This window comes from Chondromyces crocatus, from assembly GCF_001189295.1.
Taxonomy (GTDB): domain Bacteria; phylum Myxococcota_A; class Polyangia; order Polyangiales; family Polyangiaceae; genus Chondromyces; species Chondromyces crocatus.
The window spans coordinates 6190775-6210263 of record NZ_CP012159.1 but is presented as its reverse complement, the minus strand read 5'-3'; the positions used below and the strand labels follow the sequence as shown (position 1 = coordinate 6210263).

Below are 19489 nucleotides of genomic sequence, written 5' to 3'. Positions count from 1 at the left end.
CGCTGGTCGGCGGCGAAACGTATCGGGCGGGCGGATGGATGGTGACGTTCGACGCGCCGGGGGAGGGTACGTCGAGGCGCGTCATGGGCGTCGGCCGAGCACGACGTACTGGTCGGGGAGGTCGACGTTGGCGCGGGTGGGGACGAGGCCTCCCGCTTTCAGTTCGGTGGCGACCTGGTCAGGGGAGATGCGGTGGTGTTTCGGGGGTCCGCGGCGGGCGGTCTCGGTGAAGTCGACCACCACGAGAATGCCGCCCGGCTTGAGGCCGTCGCGGAGTTTCTGGGTGTACTGGGGGCGGTCCGGGATGTGGTGCCAGGTGTCGACGATGAGGATGCGGTCGACGGAAGCCGGCTGGAGCTGGGGGTCGTCGTAGGGGACGAGCCGAGGCTGGACGGTGGTGAGGCGCTCGCGGGTGGCGCGCTCCTTCAGGTAGCGGACCATGTCGGCTTCGACGTCGAGGGCGAGGACTTTGCCGGTGGGGCCGACCGCACGCACGAGATGAGGAAGGAAGTAGCCGGTGCCCGCGCCGATATCGGCGACGGTCATGCCAGGGGTGATCCCCATGGCCGCCACGACGTCGGTCGGTTTCTGCCAGGCGTCGCGGTCGGGGCTGTCGAACTGAGCGGTCCAGTCGTCGGCGCGCTCGAAGCGGTGGACGAGGGGGCCGTGGGCATGGCCTGCGGCGTGGTCGTGGCCGTGGTGGTCATGGGCATGAGCGTCCGGGCCGTGTGGGGCCTGAGCAGCTCCGTGGCGTGGGGCGGATTGGTCAGGGCCATGACCGTGCGAGGGAGCAGGGCGGGTCGATGTAGCCGAGGCGGGGGGGGTCGAGGGGGCGGTCGCGTCGGGTGAGGCCGAGGAGGGCGAGGCAGGGGCGGCTGGAGGCGGGGCACAGGCGGTGAGGAGGAAGGTCGCCGCGATGAGCGCGAGGCAAGGGGAGGGGCGGCGTTCCGGGCTGCGGAGAAGAGGGTGGATCGGCGGCATGGAGAATCCACCTACCACGTCTCCAGGGGATCACGCGGTGAGTCCGGGGAGTGCGCGGCGCCGAGGCGTTCGCCGGGGCGCGCCGATGCCGTCGCGCTTTCCCGTGGCGTTCTCGGTGGATTTTGGAGAATGATTCCTGGCGATGAGGCAAGGCGCACGCCGCGCTGCGTACGCGATCGGAGTGGGCGCGATTGCCGGGATGGTGATCGGCGCCGGCAGCGCCTCGACTTCGTTCCGGGCCTCGATCCACGCTGCGTACAGGGCGTTTCGAGATCCGACGCTGGTCGAGGGTCGCGCCCCCGTGGGTGCCGCTGCGGCGGCCACGCCTCCGATCGCGTGCGCGCCTGTGTTGCCGACGGAGGATCCGGAGGCGCTCAAGGCCTGGATTGCGCGTGATTTCGAGCCGCCGGCCGATGAGGATCTGGATGATCCGGACGGGGCGACGATCGCCAGCCTGGCGATGCCGGATCTGCGGATGCCGCTGACGCGGCGGACGATGCGGTTCGTGCGGTTCTTCGGGCGGACCGAGGAGGGGCGCGCGGCGTTCTTGCAGCGGTTCCGCCGGGCGTCGGCGTACCGGGACGTGATCGAGCACGCGCTGCGGGAGGCAGGGCTCCCCGAGGATCTGATGTGGCTGGCCGGGATCGAGAGCAGCTTCGATCCGCGGGCGGTGTCGCCGGCAGGGGCCGCGGGGCTGTGGCAGTTCATGCCCAGGACCGGCGAGGTGTACGGTCTGTACCAGGATGAGTGGGTCGACGAGCGGCGCAGCCTGGTGCGGGCGACGACGGCTGCCGTGGCCCACCTGCGGGATCTGCACGAGCGGTTCGGTCGCTGGGATCTCGCGCTCGCGGCGTACAACGCGGGGTACGAGCGGATCTTCGACGCGCTGGAGCACGTGACGGCCACCCGCGATCCCGGGGAGCGAGGGCCGATCGGGGTGGCGGAGCTGGCGCAGGCGGGAGCGATCCCGAGCGAGACCGCGAGCTACGTGCCGCAGATCATGGCCTTCGCGTTGATCGCGGCGAACCGGACGCGGTTCGGGCTGGATCAGCCGGACCTGGAGGCGAGCCGGCCGATGCAGTTCGGGGAGATCGCGGTGCCGGCAGGGACGCGGCTCCGGACGCTGGCGCGCGCGGCGGGTGTGTCGGTGGCGGTGCTGCGCGAGTTCAATCCGCAGCTCCTGCGCGATCGGGTGCCGACGACAGGGGGAGATTACCTGGTGTCGCTGCCCGCGGATCGGGTGGCGCGCACGATGGCGACGTTCCCCGCGTACCACGACCACGAGGTGGTGGCGGGCGCGGAGGAGGACGGGGACGCGCTCGACGCAGCGATGCAAGCCGGGTGGAGCGGCGGCTTCGGGAGCGAGGCGGGGGCGGCGCGCAGTGGGGCGCGGTTCGAGGAGGAATCGTTGCCCGCGCGGCCGGCAGCGCTGGGGCGCAACCGGTTGCCGGCGTTCTTTCCGCCAGGTCAGCTTCCTTCGGCGATGCCGCTGCTCGGTGACGCGCGGGGTACGCAGGCACGGTTGCCGGTGATGCTGGTGGGGGGTGGTGTCGGCTGGCAGCGCAACTTCGAGGAGGATCCGCTGGGGATCCTGAGCGGACGGCTACCGCGACGGGGGCGGTTGAAGGGGCGGGAGGCGCAGATCGAGAAGCAGCTCCTCGCCGGGCTGGGGGAAGAGCGGCTGCCGCGGTTGTGGTTGCCCGGGGGGATCGCGGTCGAGATCCGGCGGGATCCGTCGGCCCCCTTCGTGGCGCTGAGCCTGGGAGTGACGGGCGCGGAGCTGGGCGCGAAGGGTGCCGACGGGGGGCGCGGGGGCAGCGGTACGGGCTCGGTGGGAGAGTCCCGGTACACGATCACGGTGGCGCCGCGCGATCTCGATGTCGGTCTGTCGCTGGTGGCGGGGCGGCTGCGGTTGCTGGTGGACGAGGCCAGCCCGGAGCGGCTGGCGGGGTTGCGGCGACGCGCCGGGGGCGCGCAACGTGAGGCACTGCTGCAAGCGCCCTACGGGAGAGCGTGGCTCGCGCTGGGAGAGGCGCTGTTTCCGCAAGGTCATCCGCTGGAAGGGACGGTGCTGGGGGCGCGCGACAACCCGGAGGTGGCGCGGGATCTGCTCGTCGCGGAGTCGCTGCGACGCGAGCGACAGGGTGGGAAGCCGGTGATCTCGATCTCGGGCGATCTGACGCGAGCCCAGGTGGAAGAGGCACTGGCGCGCGCGTTCGGCCACGCCGCGCGGGAGCTGGAGGCTTCGGTGGCCCCGCCGCTGCGCGAGCAGCGGGTGCTGGTGGAGGACACCGTGCCGGGGCCGCGGCTGTTCTATGGTTGGCTCGGCGTAGGGGAGGGCGAGGCAGGAGAAGCGTCGCTGCGGGTAGCGATGGAGATCCTCATCGGGACGCGGGTCGCGCGGCTCTCGAAGGTGCTGGTCACCGAGGGTCAGGTCGCCGCCGAGGTGAAGGGGCGGCTGGAGGTGGCGCCGAGAGGAAGCGTCGCGGCGCTGGAGATCGCGCCGGCAGCGGGGCGAGACGCGTCCCACGTGGAGCAGCGGCTGGAAGCGGAGCTGCTCTCGCTGGCGACCACGGGGCCGAGCTGGAACGAGCTGTCGCTCGCCAAGATCCTCTTGAAGCACCGGATCGAGCGCGAGGTCGGGCGAGGGAAATCAGGGGCGAGCGGAGCCGCGGTGCCAGCTCCTGGAATGGCTCCCCCCCTGACGGGGTTCCGGCTGCGTGACGCGCTGAGCCCGGGCAGCGTGGAGCGGCTGCTCAGCGATCTCGAAGACGTTTCGCAGACGACGGTGCGTCAGGCGGTGCGGCGCACGTTCGATCGACGCCACCGCGTCATCGTCAGCGCATGGCCGCGAGGTGCTGCAGCGCGGGCGGCCTCTGGAGGGCCGCTGCCCATGGCAGCGACCTCTGGAGGGCCGCCGCCCACGGCACAGGCAGATCCCGAGGTGACAAAGCCACCCTGAGGGGGGGAGTAGGGTTTTCCACCCTTGGAACATAATTCCAAATCATATAGAAGCAGACCATGGGCGACGTTCACCTGCCGTCGGTTGCGATCGAGGCCAACACCCGAGTCGCGCGCAAAGGTCCCACCCCCGCGGGCGCGTGCAACGTGAGGGGCGCCATGGGATTCGACGAACGGCCGCTCGTCGAGCAGATCGATGCCATCTGCGCGCTCGATCGCGATCCGGTCCTGCGCAACCTGCTGATCACCCAGTGCTACTTCGAACTCTCGGAAGGCCTGGGTGAACTCCTCGGTTACGAGGACGCAAACTGGTGCACGTTCGCGACGTGGGCCTCCAAGACGGCAGGTCGCTTCATCCGCAAAGAGGACTGCCCCGAGCTGTTCCGTCGGTTGCTGGGCGTCGAGGATGTGCGGATGGATCTGGAGAGCCGGCCACCGCCGAGCAGCCTGGATCTGTTCGGACCGCCGAGCACCGATCTGAACCTGTTCGAGCTGCCGGAGCGGATCCTCGAGGAGGTCAGCAAGATGATCGCCAAGGGGAACCTGCTGGTGTTCGCGGAGATCGGGCCGATGTTCGCGCGGATGCTGGACATCTATGGGGGCACCGATCGCCCGACCGACGAGATGCTCGCCGCAGCGATGGAGCCGCTGAAGGTGGGGCCCACGCCGGAAGGTGGGCAGGATCTTTTGCGCAGCGCGTTGACGCACTACCACCGCGCCATCCTGGCGGAGGATCCGGACGAGAAGGCGGAGCAGATGCTGCTGGGGAACGCACGCGTGGGTCTGCACGAGCAGACGCGCTTGCAGCCCTACATCAAGGGATCGCTGAACGCGCCGGTGCGCAGGCTGCTGCGAACGGTGACGCCAGGAAGGCTGCCAGGCCTGTTGCAGTCGGCCATGGAGTCGCTGCTGAAGCCGATCGCAGAGCGCGCCGGGGGCCTGTGGCGGGAGCTGGCGACGCGGGAGATGATGCGGCTGCGGCTGCCGACGGGCTACCTGCAGCTCGGTCACGATCTGCCCGTGCTGCCGGGTCAGCCGCTGTACCCGGAGTACCTGCGCACCATCGAGGATCCGGAGCTGCACGAGCTGCTGAGCGAGTACGGGGCCCACGACTCGACCAGTCTCGGCTGCGGTGCGTCGGACTGGGCGTACCTGCCCGCGCGGATGGGCTACATCCTGGAGCTGTTCCGGTCGCGTCAGTGCGATCCGACGCTGAGGGGGCGGCCGTTCTCACCGGAGCAGGAGGCGCTGCTCCTCGGTGGGCAGGTCCCCGCGGGGAGCCTGTAAGGCGCAAACAGCGCTCGCTGGGGGTACGCGGCTGCGCTCACGCCGACGCGTGCCCCTCGTTGCCTCGACATCACCTCACGTCGACATCACCTCGACGACCGACGGTCGTGGGCTGCGCCTGCGTTCCGCTGAGCAGAGCGTGGATCGTCGGCGCGTACCGCAGCGGTGAGCGGGCGCGATCAGGGCTCGAAGCCCCGGTCGAGCTCAGGATCGGGAGGGCTTCGAAGATTCGACCGGAGGGAGCTGCGCCATCGATCGGGTGATGCGCGTGGCGAGCCCCAGGGCCCCCTGACGCTCGGCGATGGAGAGGGCCTTCTTGAAGGCTTCGTCGGCTTCTTCGCGGGCGCGCTCCCCACCCCGGGCGAGGGCGAGGACGCCGACCAGGCGGTAGAGTTCCGGCTCGAAGTAGCGCTCGTCGTGGGAGTCGACGAACGCGAGCGCGTCATCGAGCAGAGCGCGGGCTTCGTCGAGGTGGCCCGCGCCGATCTCGGCCTCGATCTGAGCAGACCGCCACTCGGTGTAGCTGACGCGGCTCCCGGCGCCGTTGACCATCGACTCGAGGCCGCCGCGGATGCGCTGGGCTCCTCCACGGTGGTCACCCCGGATGGACGCAGCCCAGCCGAGGTCGATCTCGGCGAGAGCCTTCCAGTGGGGCATGCTGACCTCCTCGGAGAGCTGCAGGACGGTGCGCGCGTTGCTCTCGGCCATCTCGATGTCGCCGAGGAGGCACCCCAGGGACGCCACGAAGTGCAGCGCGAAGCCCCGGCTCACGGGCTGGTTCAGCTCGTCGCAGAGGGCGAGCGCTTCGGACGCGTGGGCCCGGGCGCGCTCGGGCTCGCCGAGGTGGAAGGCGAGCCAGGAAAGATGCGACAGGCTGAACGCGGCCGCGTCCTGCCCGAAGAGGAAGGCGAGCGGCAGGTGCTTGGCAGGATCGTAGATGTCGAGTGCGCGGTTGAAGTGGTCGCGCGCTTCGCGCAGGCGCCCGCGGAGGAAGCGGGTGGCGCCGAGGGCCTGGTGCGCGCCGAGCAGGATGCCGGAGTCGTTCGTGGCCTCCGCAAGCTCGAGGAGCTGCTCTCCATGCTGCTCGGCGATCACGTAGTCGCCGCGCACATGGTAAAAAATCCAGAGTCCCCAGAGGGCAGGGAAGAGCTGCGGTGAAGAGCCGACCTTGCGGCAGAGGGCGTGCGCATGGGCGTACGCCGCTTCGACCTCGGGAGCGCCGTACCCGCGGGTGATCATCAGCGCGACACCGAGGGTGATCTGGAGGGTGATCTCCTCCCTGGCGCGTTCGATGGTCTCTGGGAGCTGCTTCAGGAGCTCCAGGCCGCGACGCAGGTGGTGGAGCGTCTCTGCATGCGCGGAGGCGACGAGGGCGGCCTCGCCGGCCCGCTGCCACGCGGCGACGGCCTGGGGGATGAGTGCGGCCTCGGTGTAGTGGTGCGCGAGCAGCTCGGAGGGCGTGTCCGGGAACCGGACCGAGAGCACCTCGGCGATGCAGGCATGGACCTGCTGTCGGGTGCTCCTGAGGAGCGACTGGTACGCGGCATCCTGGACCAGGGCGTGCTTGAACGTGTACGTCGCGCGAGGGGGGCGGCCGCGCTGGAAGACCAGCTCGGCGTCGACGAGCTGGCCGAGGGCGTGCCGCAAGGCCGAGGTGTCCGCGGAGGACAGCAGCGCAGGTTGGTTGCCGTGGCCGATCGCGACCTGTTCGAGGACGTCGTAGCGGAAGGAGCGGCCGAGGACCGCCCCGAGCTGGGCGACTTCCTTCGCGGGGCCGAGCCTGTCGAGGCGCGCCATCAACGAGTCCTGGAGGGTGGCCGGGATCTCGACGGCGCCGTCGGAGGAGGCGCGGGCGCTGGAGGACTCCAGCACCATCTTGGTCAGCTCCTCTGCGAAGAGCGGGACGCCGTCGCTGCGCGCCGCGAGGTTGCGGATCACGTCCGGGCCCAGGGGAGCGCGCTCCCCGCCCCAGGCGCTCGCGAGGTAGCCGACGAGCCGCTCGCTGTCGTCGGCGCCCAGGGGGCCGAGCGGGAGGTGGCTCATGTGCGTGCGTACGGGCCAGGGCTGGTTGAACGTGGGGCGCGCCGTGAGCAAGAGCAGGACGGGGGCGTGACGTGTCTCTTCGATGAGCAGCCCCAGCAGCTCGAGGCTGGAGGGGTCGGCCCAGTGCAGGTCCTCGGCAACGAGGACCAGGGGCTGCTGGTCGGAGAGGCCGAGGAAAAGCTGGACCAGGGCGGCGATGGTCTCCTGGCGCTGCCGCTGGGGGGTGAGCTGCACGATCGGGTGGCGTCCACCCGTCGGGATGCCGAGCAGCGCGGCGATGAGCGGCACGGCCAGCGGTCCAGCGTCGACCTTGGCGAGAAGGCGCTCGAGCAGCGAGAGGCGCAGCTCACCCGTCAGCGTGCGAGGATCGCGCACGCTCTCCGGGCCGGACGACGTGGTCACCGAGGAGCTGGAGAGCGGATCCCGGTCACCTTCGGCCAGCAGATCGCGGAGCAGCTCGATGAACGGATAGAAGGCGCTGTTCTGGAGCTGCGGGGAGCTGCGCGCCTCCATCCATCGGTGCTCTTCGGAGGCGAGCAGCTCACGAAAGGCGCGCACCGTCCTCGATTTCCCGATGCCAGCCTCTCCACTGAGAAGCGTCACCTGGCCCGCGCCCCTCGCCGCCTTTTCCCACCGCGCCATGAGCTGTCGCAGCTCTTCGTCGCGCCCGGTCATGGGGCTGAGACCGCGGGTATCGAGGCGATCACGCGCCAGGGTGCGCCCCTGGATCACGAACATCTCCAGCGGTTGCGTGCTCCCGCGCGGCGTCCCCTCACCGAAGCGCTCGAACCGGAAGTATCCCTCGACGCGGCGCTGGACGCTCCGGCTCGTGAGCGCCACACCGGGGGCTGCACGCTCCAGCAGGTGCGTGACCACGGCGAGGGTCGGGCCGACGAGAGATGGCTGGGCTTCGCTGTCCGTGATCACCACCAGCCCGGCGTGAACGCCGACGCGCACGGCGAGGGGGACGCTGAGCCCCGCCTCGGCGCCCTGGCGAGGCACTTGCTCCACGAGATCGAGCGCGGTCTGCACGGCGCGCTGGGCATCGTCTTCCTGGGCGACAGGGAACCCGAAGTACGCGAGGACGCCTTCGCTCGGATGTCGCACCACGACGCCGCCGTGCGCCTCGATCACCACCGCGCACATGGCCTGGAAGGTCTGCACGAGATCGTGAAACGCCTCCGGGTCGAGCGTGGCCGAGACACTGTCGACGTCGGCGAGCCCGCAGAGCAGGATGGTGAGCTGGCGTCGCTCGCCGCGCACCGACATGGGCCCCTGTCGACCCTGGATGCTGTTCGAGGCGACCGACATGGGTTGCCCGCTCGAATGGATTCCGTGCGGCGCCGACATGCCGAGCGGGTTCCCGGTCGCCTGAGGGCGAGCGGTGGTCGCTTGAGACGGCGGGACTGGCGCGTGCGACTGGGACGAGGGGACGGGCGCGTACGACGGGGCGTGGGGAATCGACCTCTGCAAGGAGGACAGGGGCCCGACGCTCCCGGACGACATGCCCGAAGAGAGCGGGTTACGACCGGCGAGGGCCATCGTGGGCGCCGAGGCGATCGGCGGATGACTCCCTGGAGGAGTCTTCGTGCGCGACACCTCCAGCGTGGCGCCGGTCGGATCGGGCATCATGAACTCGCTCGTGGGATCGTTCGGGCTGGGAGGGATCGCGACCGCCCTGCCGCCTTCGCCAGGAGGGAGGGGCCACGGCAGACCGCTGACGTCACAGCGCTCCAGCGCGTCGTAAGCTTCACGCGCCGACGCGAAGCGCTGCCCCACGTTCTTCGCCGTCGCCCTCGCGAGAACGGCGCCCAGCGGGTGGCCGCGCAAGGGAGCGGGGAGGGGGATGGGATCCGTGCTGAGCTGACGAAAGATCACCTCGGCGACGGAAGCGTCACGCATCACCGGCACCCCTGTGATGCACTCGATGAACGTCAACCCCCAGGCGTAGAGATCGGAGGCGCTGATCGGTGCCCCTTGAACGAGCTGCTCCGGCGCCATGTAGGCCGGAGTCCCGTTGAACTCACCTGGAGCGGTCAGCGCCCGGTAGTCCTCGTTTCGGGCGTCACCCACCAGCGCGGCGATGCCGAAATCGAGCACCTTGGCGTACCGTCGCGCGCCGGAGCCCGTGACCATGATGTTGTGCGGCTTCAGATCGCGGTGGATGACACCGCGTTCGTGCGCATAGACCAGCGCATCCAGGACCTGCAGCATCAGCCGCCGTGCCTCGACGGCGTCCACGCCACCTCTCTTCTGGGTGAGGCTGGTCAACGTCTCCCCCTCGACGAACTCGAGGGCCAGGTACAACCGCTCGTCGGGGAGCCGTCCGGCATCCAGGAGCCGCACGATGTGCGGGTGGTTCAGCTGGGCGATGACCTGCATCTCCCGCTCGAAGCGCGCGGCCTGCGCCTTGGCATCACGCGAGCGGTTCAGCGTCTCGAGCCGGAGCAGCTTGAGCGCCACGCGCTGGGTGGTGATGAGCTGGCGCGCGTCGTACACGATGCTGTGACCGCCGCTGCCGAGGTACCCGAGTACCTCGTAGCGGTCGTCGATGCGCGCGCCGACCTCCAACAAACCTTCCCGCACGGACATCCCTCTTGGCTTTTCCCGCGAGCGCCCGCGGAGCCCGCGGCAGGGTAACCTGGATCCGAGGGCTTCGGGGGGCGCACCAACCAGCTCAGCTCGCCATTGAAGTCAACGCGAAGGCAGGCCAGGCATGGCAGACCCCGATCGCCATATCGCTGATGGCCTTTCGGGGGTAGAGGGCGATAACGGGACATGCACCAAGGGTCTGCGTCGACGGCCCTTCTGGCGACCCCCCGCAGGTCACCTTGCAGGGGAGGGACCGCATGACTCGATTGCGTTCGACGACGCGCGGTTACCTGCCTCACGAGGATCGTCGCGAGGTATCTGCCGCGAACAAGCCCGCCCGGAAAATTCGATCAACACCCGGCCGACGCAGCGCACGCCTTCAGGTAGACACGCTCGACCAGCTCCCGGTTCTGTCTCGTCCAGCCGTCCCTATCGCTTCGGAAAACCCAGAGACAAAACGAAAACACCCTGTCAAAGACAGGGTGCTCGATAGAAGCGATTAAGTTACAAAGCGAATCAGTCGAAAAGTTGGCGGGGTGGACGGGACTCGAACCCGCGGCCTCCGGCGTGACAGGCCGGCGTTATAACCAACTTAACTACCACCCCAAGAATCAAACCACTGACGACGAAGACGAAGTAGAGTGCCTACCCCACCTGGTGGGCGGGACAGGGGTCGAACCTGCGACCACCGGCTTGTAAGGCCAGCGCTCTGCCACTGAGCTACCCGCCCTGTCGGAGAGTCGCGCCACTCTAATCGCGAAACTCATTCTGTCAAGTTTCTTTTTTATCGCGTTTTCTCGTGAATGGCTTCTGAATACACCATTCGCAATGCTTCCGCGGCCCTGCGAGGCCAGCCCTGCTACCAGGGCCAACCCAACCGGCACGCGGTAAGTGCCCGCAGATGCTTCATTTGTCAATGGGCGAATCGACTCGGTGATGTCGATTCTTCCGGAAGGGGATCTCGCTTACGCCCCCCTCGAAGCAGACGCATCATCGCGCGTCCTCCGCCCTCTCGACCAAAGCCTGGGTCACCTCCTCTCTGCTCCCGGAGACCCTCCTCGTCCCCAGTCCAGCGGCCTTCTTCGTTTCCAGAGACAGACATGCCCCCTCCCTCATCAGAAGGCCTCCATCATCTCGCCCCCGCCCTCTCTCACTCCTCCTGTCTCCTCATCTCGACCCTGTCTATCCGTCTCGACCCGGCTGGACCGGGGTGACATGACGGGCGAGGGTCTTGGTGGCCCAACCACGGCGGGGGCTCTGGTGGTGTGACGTGCCTGCGGCCTTGGGCCTCCGCGAAGAGCGTCATGCGACCCGGGGACACCCGAGGCCTCGAGCAGCCATCCTCGCTTCTCTTCTCTGGGTTTCCGGACTATCCGCCAGTACGCTGCTTGCCGCAGAATTGCCCGGCAAGCGCGTCACGGTTGCCCAAGAGCGGAAGAGAGAAGGAGCGTATGGCGGAGAAAATCGGCGTCCTCGTGGGCTGGGAACACTCGTTCCCCAAGGCCTTCATCGAGAGGTGCAACAAGATCCCTGGGATCCAGGCCGAACTCGCGAAACTCGGCGGCACGGCGGAGCGCTTCGAGAGCCCTTACCGCGTGCTCATCGACCGCATCAGCCACGAGGTGAAGCACTACCGCTTCTACCTGAAGGCGGCGGTCCTGGGCGGCGCCTTCGTGATCAACGATCCCTTCTGGTGGAGCGCAGACGACAAATTCTTCGGCTACTCGCTCGCCTCCCAGCTGGGTGTCGCCATCCCGCGCACGGTGATGCTCCCCCAGCAAGACTACATCCCGGCCATCTCCAAGGATCGCAGCCTCCGCAACCTGGAGTATCCGCTGAACTGGGAGGCGATCGTCGACTACGTGGGCTTCCCCGCCATCCTCAAGCCGGCCGACGGCGGCGGATGGAAGGACGTGACGGTGGTCCGCTCGCCCGCAGAGCTGCTTGCGGCATACAATGCCTCCGGGCTCAACGTGATGACCTTGCAGCAGTTCATCGACTTCGATGACTACATCCGCTGCATCTGCGTCGGCCAGGATCGGATCCTGCCCATCCAGTACAACCCCAAGGAGATCGGTCCGACGGGGCTCCGGGGCCGCTACGTCCCGCGCGAGGAGGACAGGTGGCTTCCTCAGGATCTGCACGACCGGGTGATCAACGACGCGATCACCATCAACAAGGCGCTCCGGTACGACATGAACTCGGTCGAGTTCGCCGTGAAGGACGGGGTCCCGTACGCGATCGACTTCACGAACCCGGCCCCCGACATGCATGTCGAGCACCTGGGCGAGCGCTACTTCAACATCTCCATCGACTGGATGGTCGAGTTCGCCGTGGCCGCTGCAAAAGAGGGGCGCAAGACGCGCGACAGCTATCACTGGGCGAAGCTGATCGACCCCAACGTCGAGAAGATACGGTTCGGAAGCACGACGTGACCTCGGTCGCCCCCCAACCCCGCGCCGCGGTGTCGACCGCGGGCCGCTACCCTGTCCCCCGGACCGAGGAGGTCGAGGAGGGGGACGGGGCAGACCTTCCAGATCAGGACGAGAAACGGGATCGAAGAGCGGACCTCGGGGGGCGACACCTCGGCACGCGCGCACTCCCCGTCCTCCTCCTCGGGAAGCAATTCACCTTCCCGGACCACGCCCAGCACCACTGCCGAACACGCTTTGCACCGCGCCCATCGAGCGGGGAAGCGATGCCCACGTTCATCATCGAGATCGAGCACGAGCCACGCTGAAGGGGACCACGCTTATCATGACAACGGTTCAAGGGCTTCTCGACGGTCAGTTCACCATAGGCATCGAGGAGGAGTTCCAGATCGTCGATGCCGAGACGCGCGAGCTTCGCTCGTACGTCAGTCAGATCCTGGAGGAGGGGAGACAGAGCGCCATCCTGCGCGAGCGGGTGCGCCCCGAGATGCATCAATCGGTCGTCGAGACCGGCACGGGGATCTGCCGTGACATCAACCAGGCCCGCGACGAGATCTGCGAGCTGCGGGGAAGCTTGAAGACCCTCGCCGAGAAGGGCGGCATGCGCATCGTCGCGGCCGGGACCCACCCCTTCAGCGACTGGAAGAAGCAGGAGATCACCGACGGCGAACGCTACAAGGGCATCGTCGAAGATCTACAGGACGTCGCGCGCGCGAACCTGATCTTCGGCCTGCATGTGCATGTCGGCATCAAGGACAAGGAGGTCGCGATGGCGCTGACCAACCAGGTCCGGTACTTCCTGCCGCACATCCTCGCCATCTCCACGAGCTCGCCGTTCTGGCTGGGGCGCCCGTCGGGCCTCAAGAGCATCCGGACCGAGATCTTCAAGCGCTTCCCGCGGACGGGCATCCCCGGTCACTTCGACTCGTATGGCAAGTTCCAGCGTTTCGTCGACACCCTCGTCAAGACGGGGTGTATCGACAACGCGAAGAAGATCTGGTGGGACGTCCGCCCTCACCCGTTCTTCGACACCGTCGAGGTGCGCGTCTGTGACATGACCACCCGCGTGGACGACACGCTCGCGATCGCGGCGCTCATCCAGGCGCTCATGGGCAAGCTCTACCTGCTCTACCGCCGCAACTGGGCGTTCCGTGAGTACTCGCGGGAGCTGATCGAGGAGAACAAGTGGCGCGCCGTGCGGTACGGGATCGATGGCCAGCTCATCGATTTCGGCAAGCAGGAGCAGGTGCCCGTCCGCCACCTGGTGGGCGAGCTGCTCGATTTCGTGGAGGAAGCGGCCGTCATCTTCCACTCGCAGGCGGCGCTGGAGCGCATCCGCGGAATCCTGAAGGAAGGCACCAGTGCCGACCGGCAGCTCGCGGTCTTTGCCAAGACTGGCTCCTACCAGGCCGTCGTCGATGAGCTGATCGTCCAGTCGTCCCTCGGGCTCTAGACGTCCGCGCGGGGGGAACGTGGGCGGCCCCGGGTCCCTCGACCCCCCACTCGACCGGGTCGGGCTGGCTCCTTGGCAGGGGTAGGGGAGGGCGGAGAAGGCTGTTTTCTCCGCTTCGTCGAGGAAGTGTACGACAGAGATTTCGGCGGGGTCGCGGCCTCTGCTACCGTGCCTTCGTGGCGCAGAACATGTCCGCTCCGCACCGATTGGCGGCGCTCCTCATGACAGGTTGCACACTCGCGATGACCCACGCCGCGGGCTGTGCATCGACCGAGTACATGCACGAAGGCCCGGGGCAACCCTCCGAGCGGGCCTCTGGTGCGCTCCCACCGGGCGCGGTAGGCGTTTGCAAGGAGCCTTTCAGCAAGCGACCGACGATCGTCAATCCGCAACTCTGGGATCACGCCAAGCCCTGCAACTCCCGCACGCCTCCCAGCTACGTGCGCCTCGGCTACGCCAAGGACGGCTCGGCGGGGCGTGATCCCGAGGCCGAGCAGCTCGTCGATCGCGCGCTCACTGCCCTTCGATCCGGGACGAAGCCCGAAGAGGGCAATACCGAGCTGCTGTCGGCGATCCGGGCGGTGCGCTCCTACGCAATGAAGAAGGATCAGCTGCGAACCCGCGTCAGCCGCGAGGTGCAGCTCGAGCAGACGTGTGATTTCACCTACCTGCTCAACACGATGTCCTCCGCGCGAGCGCGGCTCAAGCCGAACCGCCCGTGCACGGCGGAGGTGTTCGATCCCGAGACCCGATCGCCGGCGTGCCTCTTCGACACCAGCCAGTCCGAAGGGCTCTGGATCACCAGCGGGTGGGACTGCGTGACGTTCACGGGAGGACTCGGTAACGAGGAGTCTTGCCACCGGCTCTGTGCCTTCGACGACTACTGCACCCGTCAGGTGTATTGCGCAGCAGGCGACATCGATCTCCTGCTCTGCACGATGGGCGTGTGCATTCCGGAGCCGAGAGCCGGCGTTTACTGACCTGCCCCGGTCTGGGTAGGACGGAGAGAGAGAGCAGGCGCAGGTGGCCTGCTCTCTCTGCATTTGCAGCACGTGGTGACGCTGGCTCGCAGTGCCAGCATCGCAGAACGCGATGCCGCCGGCGTGGTGGCGCCGCGCGATCGCGGCGCTGACGTCGCAACGATCGCTAGGGCTGGAGGGGGGCTGGGTCGGCCGGCGCTGGCGGTCCACCGCTCTGCGGCGGTGCGATGAGCCGCGGCAGGTGAGGACGAACGGCGTCCGGCACGGGAAGCAAGCCCGCACGGAGGGCGAGGGCGGCACCAACCAGCAAGACGAGGACGGCGACCAGCGCATAGGGCAGCGCAGACCGACGTGGACGGGTCGTCGCGAGGATGGCTCCTGGTGCCACCGCGCGCGCATCGGGCGCCAAGGGGACCGACTCTGGCGCCGCGTCCTGCTCCTCGGCCCGCTCATCCAGCTGGACCGGGATGATGCCCGAGTAGGTCGCCGGAAGCGGTGCGCCTCCCCGCGTGGCGGGTCTCACCCCCGAAGAGCGGCTCCGATCCGTGCCCACACGGGCGTCCGCGAGCTGGATGGCCACCGCCAGACGCTTGCGACGCTCCTCGACGACATCCCCCAGCGTCGAGCGCACATACCGAGCCACGTCGCCATCCGTGACAGGGGGGCCGACCGTGCTCGCCATCTCCTGCAGCGCACGCTGCAGCGCAGCACAGTCCGGCCAGCGATCGGCAGGGTTCTTCGACAGTGCCCGATCGACGGCGTCCTCCAGCTCCGGCGGCACGTCGAGCGCGAAGTCGCGCAGTGGCACGTGGGCCCGCCGCGCGATGTTCTCGATCGTCCTCGCGTCGTTCTCCCCGCGGAAAGGGTGCTTCCCCGTCAGGCTTGCGTAGATGAGGATGCCGAGCGCGAAGATGTCGGCGCGCCGATCGACCTTGCCCGACATGAGCTGCTCCGGGGACAGGTACGGGACCTTCCCCTTCATCACGCTGCCCACCTGCGTCTCGTGCAAGCGTCCAGCAGCCTTGGCCACGCCGAAGTCGACGATCTTCACGATCCCGTCGAACGACACCATGATGTTCTGTGGCGAGATGTCGCGATGGACCAGGTTGAGGAGCTGCCCCTTGTCGTCGCGCAGCTCGTGCGCTGCGTGCAGCCCCGCGCAGGCGTCGCTCACGATCTTCAACAAGATGCGGAGCGGGATGCCACCGTTTGCCTTGGCGCTCTTGTTGAGCGTGAAGATGGTCTCCCCGTCGACCCACTCCATCACCAGGTAGAGCAGCCCCTCCTCGTCACCGAGATCCACGATCTCCACCACGTGGGGGTGACGGATGCGCGACGCGAGCCGGGCCTCATCGAGGAACATCGCCTCGAAGTCGGCGTTGTCGCTGAGATCAGGAAGCATCGTCTTGATGGCGACGATCTTCTGGAAACCGCGCGTGCCCACGAGCCGCGCGGCCCACACGGCAGCCATGCCACCTTTGGCAATGGGCGCGAGGATCTCGTAGCGACCCAGCGTATCTCCTGGCTTCAACTCCGAAGGGAACAGCAACGGCGCTCCTGCGCGGTCCTCAACCGCAGCGGCGTGTGGGGTCAGGCCCCCGACGGGGCGCTCAGCGTGCCACGAACCGGGCGCCTTGCTCAAGGTTGCGGCCGGCGACTCGGCACAGGTATCAACGGGTCAGGCTCTTTCACGATACTCTTCGCCTCCTTGGGCACCATCGACCGATGACGTTTCGATACCCCACTGTGCGAATCGTGATACACGGTAGAGCCCGTCTCCTCACGAGGTGATATGGAGGTTCAGCTGCGCCAGATCCCGCCGCCCCGGGATGACGACAACGAGGATGTTCACCTGGCGTTGCTGACGGCAAACGCGCTCTGGGGACGAGGCGAACACGAAGAGAGTCTGAAGTGGCTCCGTCGCGCCGCCGAACAGGCATCCGACGCCAACGCCGACGTTCGCTCGCTGGAGCTCTTCAAGGTCGCCGCCGAGATCGCCACCAAGCTGACCTCCAGCGTGGCCCCTCCACCGCAGACGTCGAGCGTCGCGCCTCCTCCGGAGACCACCAGCCTCACCCCTCAGGCATCGAGCGTCGCGCCTCCCCCCCGGATGTCCAGCGCAGCGCCCCCTCCACGCCTTTCCAGCGCAGCGCCACCGCTCCCCACGCAGAGCCCCGCGGCGCAGACCCCAACGCCCGGCGCCGTGCACCGAGCGCCTTCGGGCCCGACGGCGAGCCCGCCCCCGTCCCCCCGGACGTCGTCCGCCGCGCCACCAGCCCGCAACGCGCCCCCGCCTCCTCCGAACCGCGCACACTCTGCGCCTCCGCCCGCGCGCAGCCTCTCCGCGGCCCCGGGGCCTGCGCCGCGCCATCCCTCGGCGGCCCCCCCACCACCAGGACTGGCGCGCCACGTCTCTGCGCCACCTCCCGCTGCAGCGGTCCGCAGCGCCTCGGCCTCACCACCGGCCATGCGTTCGGAGCATCCCCCTCGAGGCCAGCACCCCTCGCGACAGCCTCCACCCCAACCGCTGCCCGCAGGCAGGCCAGGTCCCTCGGCCCGACCTCCCGCCGCGCACCCAGCTCCCCATCATCCTGCTCCCGCGCAGGCTCCCTCCATCGATCCGCGTCTGCACACCTCCGCTCGAGCCCCCAGCGGCGCGCAGGGGAGACCCCCCTCCATCGCGGCCCCTCCCGAGCTGGACCCTCGCCAGCACCGGCGACCCCAGGAGCCACGCACTGCGGCGGAGCATCCCGCCACGCCCCTCACCTCCGAGGCCCCGACGCGTCAACGACAGCAACCGCGCGTCTCCACCCAGCTCGGGCTTGCTCCCCCCATCGGTGACAGCGCGGCCGCGCGGGATGCGCTCGGGCTCCCTCCCGAGCCCCCGGAGTCGCGACCCCAGCTCGATCCCAACACCGCGCCCGACACCGCGCGAACCCCATCCCAGCGACAGCGCGGCGTCCCTGCCATCGCCTCGGCGGGCCTCCGCTGGGACGAAGAGGTGACGATGCAGCGGCTCCACGTCGACTTCCTGCGCGAACAGGAACTCGCCGCACTCGCTGCGCGCGGCCGCGAGCATCCCGAGCTCGCGAACATCCGCATCGACGACCTCGACGAGGACACCCGTATCATCGAAGGCGCTCGCACGGACGTCGCCCCCCTCATCCTGGAGTCCACGTCCCCAGCCCTCATCGCATCACCGCCCATCCCGGCCAGCCCTGCTGCCGAAGCCTGGTCGGGATCCACGAACCCCGACGGCCCGGTCCAGGGTGAAACCCTCGCCGAGGCGGGCCTCGCAGAACAACCGCGCACTCCCCAGTCGGACCGTGACAGCGCGGCCGAAGGCGACGACACCGCCACCTTCCAGGCCGATCCCACCTGGGCCACGGATCTCACCCGGTGGCACGCGCCGGCCCCCCCGCGCGTCCCGAGCCCTCCCGTCGAAGCCTTGCCAGCCCTCCGGGTCGCCGTTCTCGCCACCGCGACCCCGGGCGAAGTCCGGGTGGTCCTCCTCGACGAGCGCACCGAGCCTCCCGCCGGCGCGACCACCGCCATCCTCGTCCCGCTCAGCGCCAGCGAAGGCGCCACCCTCGCGCGACTCCTCGGCGGCGGCGCCTGATCTTCGGGATCCTCGGACCGAGGAACCCACCGCAGTCCGCTCGATCTGGCGCTACGCTCGCCCCATGGAAGCCGAACGGACACCACCGGACCGGATCCGGGTCACCAAACTGCAAGAGGCCCAGCTCCCGGCCCTGATCGAGATCGAGCAGGCCTGTGCCGCCATGTACAGGGACATCGGCCTCGACGACACCTCGTGGCCCCCCCGCACCCTCCCGGAGCTCGTGGCCTCGACCCGCGATCACGACCTCCTCGTGGCCGAAGCCGACCACCAGGTCGTGGGCTTCCTGATCTGGCGCGACGAAGCCCCGGGCGTGGCTCGCTTGATCCATCTCGTCGTCCACCCCGACTACCAGCGCTTCGGCATCGCGAGGCGGCTGCTCGAGACCCTGCAAGACAGCGCACGCGCTCACGATCTCAGCCACATCGTCTCCAGCGTCTGGGATCGCGCTCCCTGGGCTCTCGCGTTCTGCCGGGAGGTCGGCCTGCAAACGGAAAGGGCAGGGGAGGGAGCGCCAGAAGCCATCCAGCGCTGGTCCGAGCAGCGGAAGACGGCAGGTGAAGAGCTGCTCCGACCTGGAGAGCGCCTCGTCTGGAGACCCATCCCACCAGCCGTCGAGCCAGAAGAAGAAGACGACGAAACGCCGCCTCCGATCGACGACGCCGAGACCTGATCTCCCGTCCGCCAAGCCCCAGAGTAGAGCTGAACCGCCTCACGGCCATCACGCTGGGCCGGAACGCTGGAGCGTTGACGCGAAAGCTCGGCCTCCAGGGCTCGGTCCGTGTCTTTTCGACCTGAGCCCCGCCTCCTGCGCGCGCGGACGCCCGACGCGAGATCGGACCAGACGTCAGCGAACCGCCAGCGAACCGCTCCGCGCGTTGAAGAAATTGCGCTCGAACGCCGTCTGACAACCCAACACGCTGCCGTTTGCCAGCGCATCCCACGCGCGTCCGGTGGTCCTCCGAGCCCGCTTCGGCCCTTCGAGGTTAGTTTACATAATGTATCTTATGCGAACTAACATACCTGCGTAAGCAGGGAAGAATCGGGCCTGAAACCGGCTATCTGCACCGGAGTTCCGCCCCCTTTCCCACTGCTCTCCCTCGGCAAGGCGCCTCTCCGGGCCACTCGACCTACCGCGAAC

At 68.6% G+C, this 19489-nt stretch carries 11 protein-coding genes and 2 tRNA genes; 8 read left to right on the top strand and 5 right to left on the bottom strand.

What is annotated here, in order from left to right; translation table 11 throughout:
• Nucleotides 1–81 precede the first annotated feature (81 nt).
• A complete protein-coding gene (locus CMC5_RS22725) occupies nt 82–981 on the bottom strand; it encodes a class I SAM-dependent methyltransferase (RefSeq protein WP_050432382.1) in 900 nt (299 codons plus the stop codon).
• Between the two features lie 142 nt (nt 982–1123).
• On the opposite strand from CMC5_RS22725, the gene CMC5_RS22720 reads away from it, so the two are divergent.
• Both CMC5_RS22720 and CMC5_RS22715 read left to right on the top strand, forming a co-directional pair.
• A complete protein-coding gene (locus tag CMC5_RS22720) occupies nt 1124–3943 on the top strand; it encodes a transglycosylase SLT domain-containing protein (protein ID WP_050432381.1) in 2820 nt (939 codons plus the stop codon).
• 59 nt (nt 3944–4002) lie between these two features.
• A complete protein-coding gene (locus CMC5_RS22715; protein WP_050432380.1) occupies nt 4003–5229 on the top strand; it encodes a hypothetical protein in 1227 nt (408 codons plus the stop codon).
• A 204-nt stretch (nt 5230–5433) separates the two neighbouring features.
• Here the strand turns inward: CMC5_RS22715 and CMC5_RS22710 are convergent, their stop codons facing one another.
• The 3 genes from CMC5_RS22710 to CMC5_RS22700 form a co-directional block, all read right to left on the bottom strand.
• Entirely contained in the window at nt 5434–9864 is a 4431-nt protein-coding gene (locus CMC5_RS22710) for a protein kinase domain-containing protein (RefSeq protein ID WP_050432379.1), read from the bottom strand.
• A 529-nt stretch (nt 9865–10393) separates the two neighbouring features.
• A tRNA-Asp gene (locus tag CMC5_RS22705) sits at nt 10394–10470 on the bottom strand.
• Between the two features lie 49 nt (nt 10471–10519).
• Nucleotides 10520–10594, bottom strand: a tRNA-Val gene (locus CMC5_RS22700).
• 721 nt (nt 10595–11315) lie between these two features.
• Between CMC5_RS22700 and CMC5_RS22695 the strand changes: the two genes are divergently transcribed.
• From CMC5_RS22695 to CMC5_RS22680, 4 genes are all read left to right on the top strand, one after another.
• Nucleotides 11316–12299: an ATP-grasp domain-containing protein gene (locus tag CMC5_RS22695; RefSeq protein WP_050432378.1), complete on the top strand. Its 984-nt coding sequence runs from the start codon at nt 11316–11318 to the stop codon at nt 12297–12299.
• Nucleotides 12296–12604: a hypothetical protein gene (locus tag CMC5_RS22690; protein ID WP_050432377.1), complete on the top strand. Its 309-nt coding sequence runs from the start codon at nt 12296–12298 to the stop codon at nt 12602–12604. The genes CMC5_RS22695 and CMC5_RS22690 overlap by 4 nt, the downstream gene beginning before the upstream one ends.
• 17 nt (nt 12605–12621) lie before the next feature.
• Nucleotides 12622–13749, top strand: a complete 1128-nt coding sequence (locus CMC5_RS22685) for a carboxylate-amine ligase (RefSeq protein WP_050432376.1) — start codon at nt 12622–12624, stop codon at nt 13747–13749.
• A gap of 242 nt (nt 13750–13991) precedes the next feature.
• Nucleotides 13992–14729: a hypothetical protein gene (locus CMC5_RS22680; protein ID WP_245677702.1), complete on the top strand. Its 738-nt coding sequence runs from the start codon at nt 13992–13994 to the stop codon at nt 14727–14729.
• Nucleotides 14730–14895: 166 nt separating this feature from the next.
• On the opposite strand, the gene CMC5_RS22675 is transcribed toward CMC5_RS22680, so the two are convergent.
• Nucleotides 14896–16278, bottom strand: coding sequence for a serine/threonine protein kinase (locus CMC5_RS22675; RefSeq protein ID WP_050432375.1), 1383 nt, complete (start codon nt 16276–16278; stop codon nt 14896–14898).
• Between the two features lie 243 nt (nt 16279–16521).
• Between CMC5_RS22675 and CMC5_RS44840 the strand changes: the two genes are divergently transcribed.
• Complete coding sequence (locus tag CMC5_RS44840) at nt 16522–18348, top strand: hypothetical protein (protein WP_156338807.1); 1827 nt, start codon at nt 16522–16524, stop codon at nt 18346–18348.
• A gap of 64 nt (nt 18349–18412) precedes the next feature.
• On the top strand, nt 18413–19021 hold the full coding sequence (locus CMC5_RS22650) for a GNAT family N-acetyltransferase (protein ID WP_050432370.1): 609 nt from the start codon (nt 18413–18415) through the stop codon (nt 19019–19021).
• Nucleotides 19022–19489 lie beyond the last annotated feature (468 nt).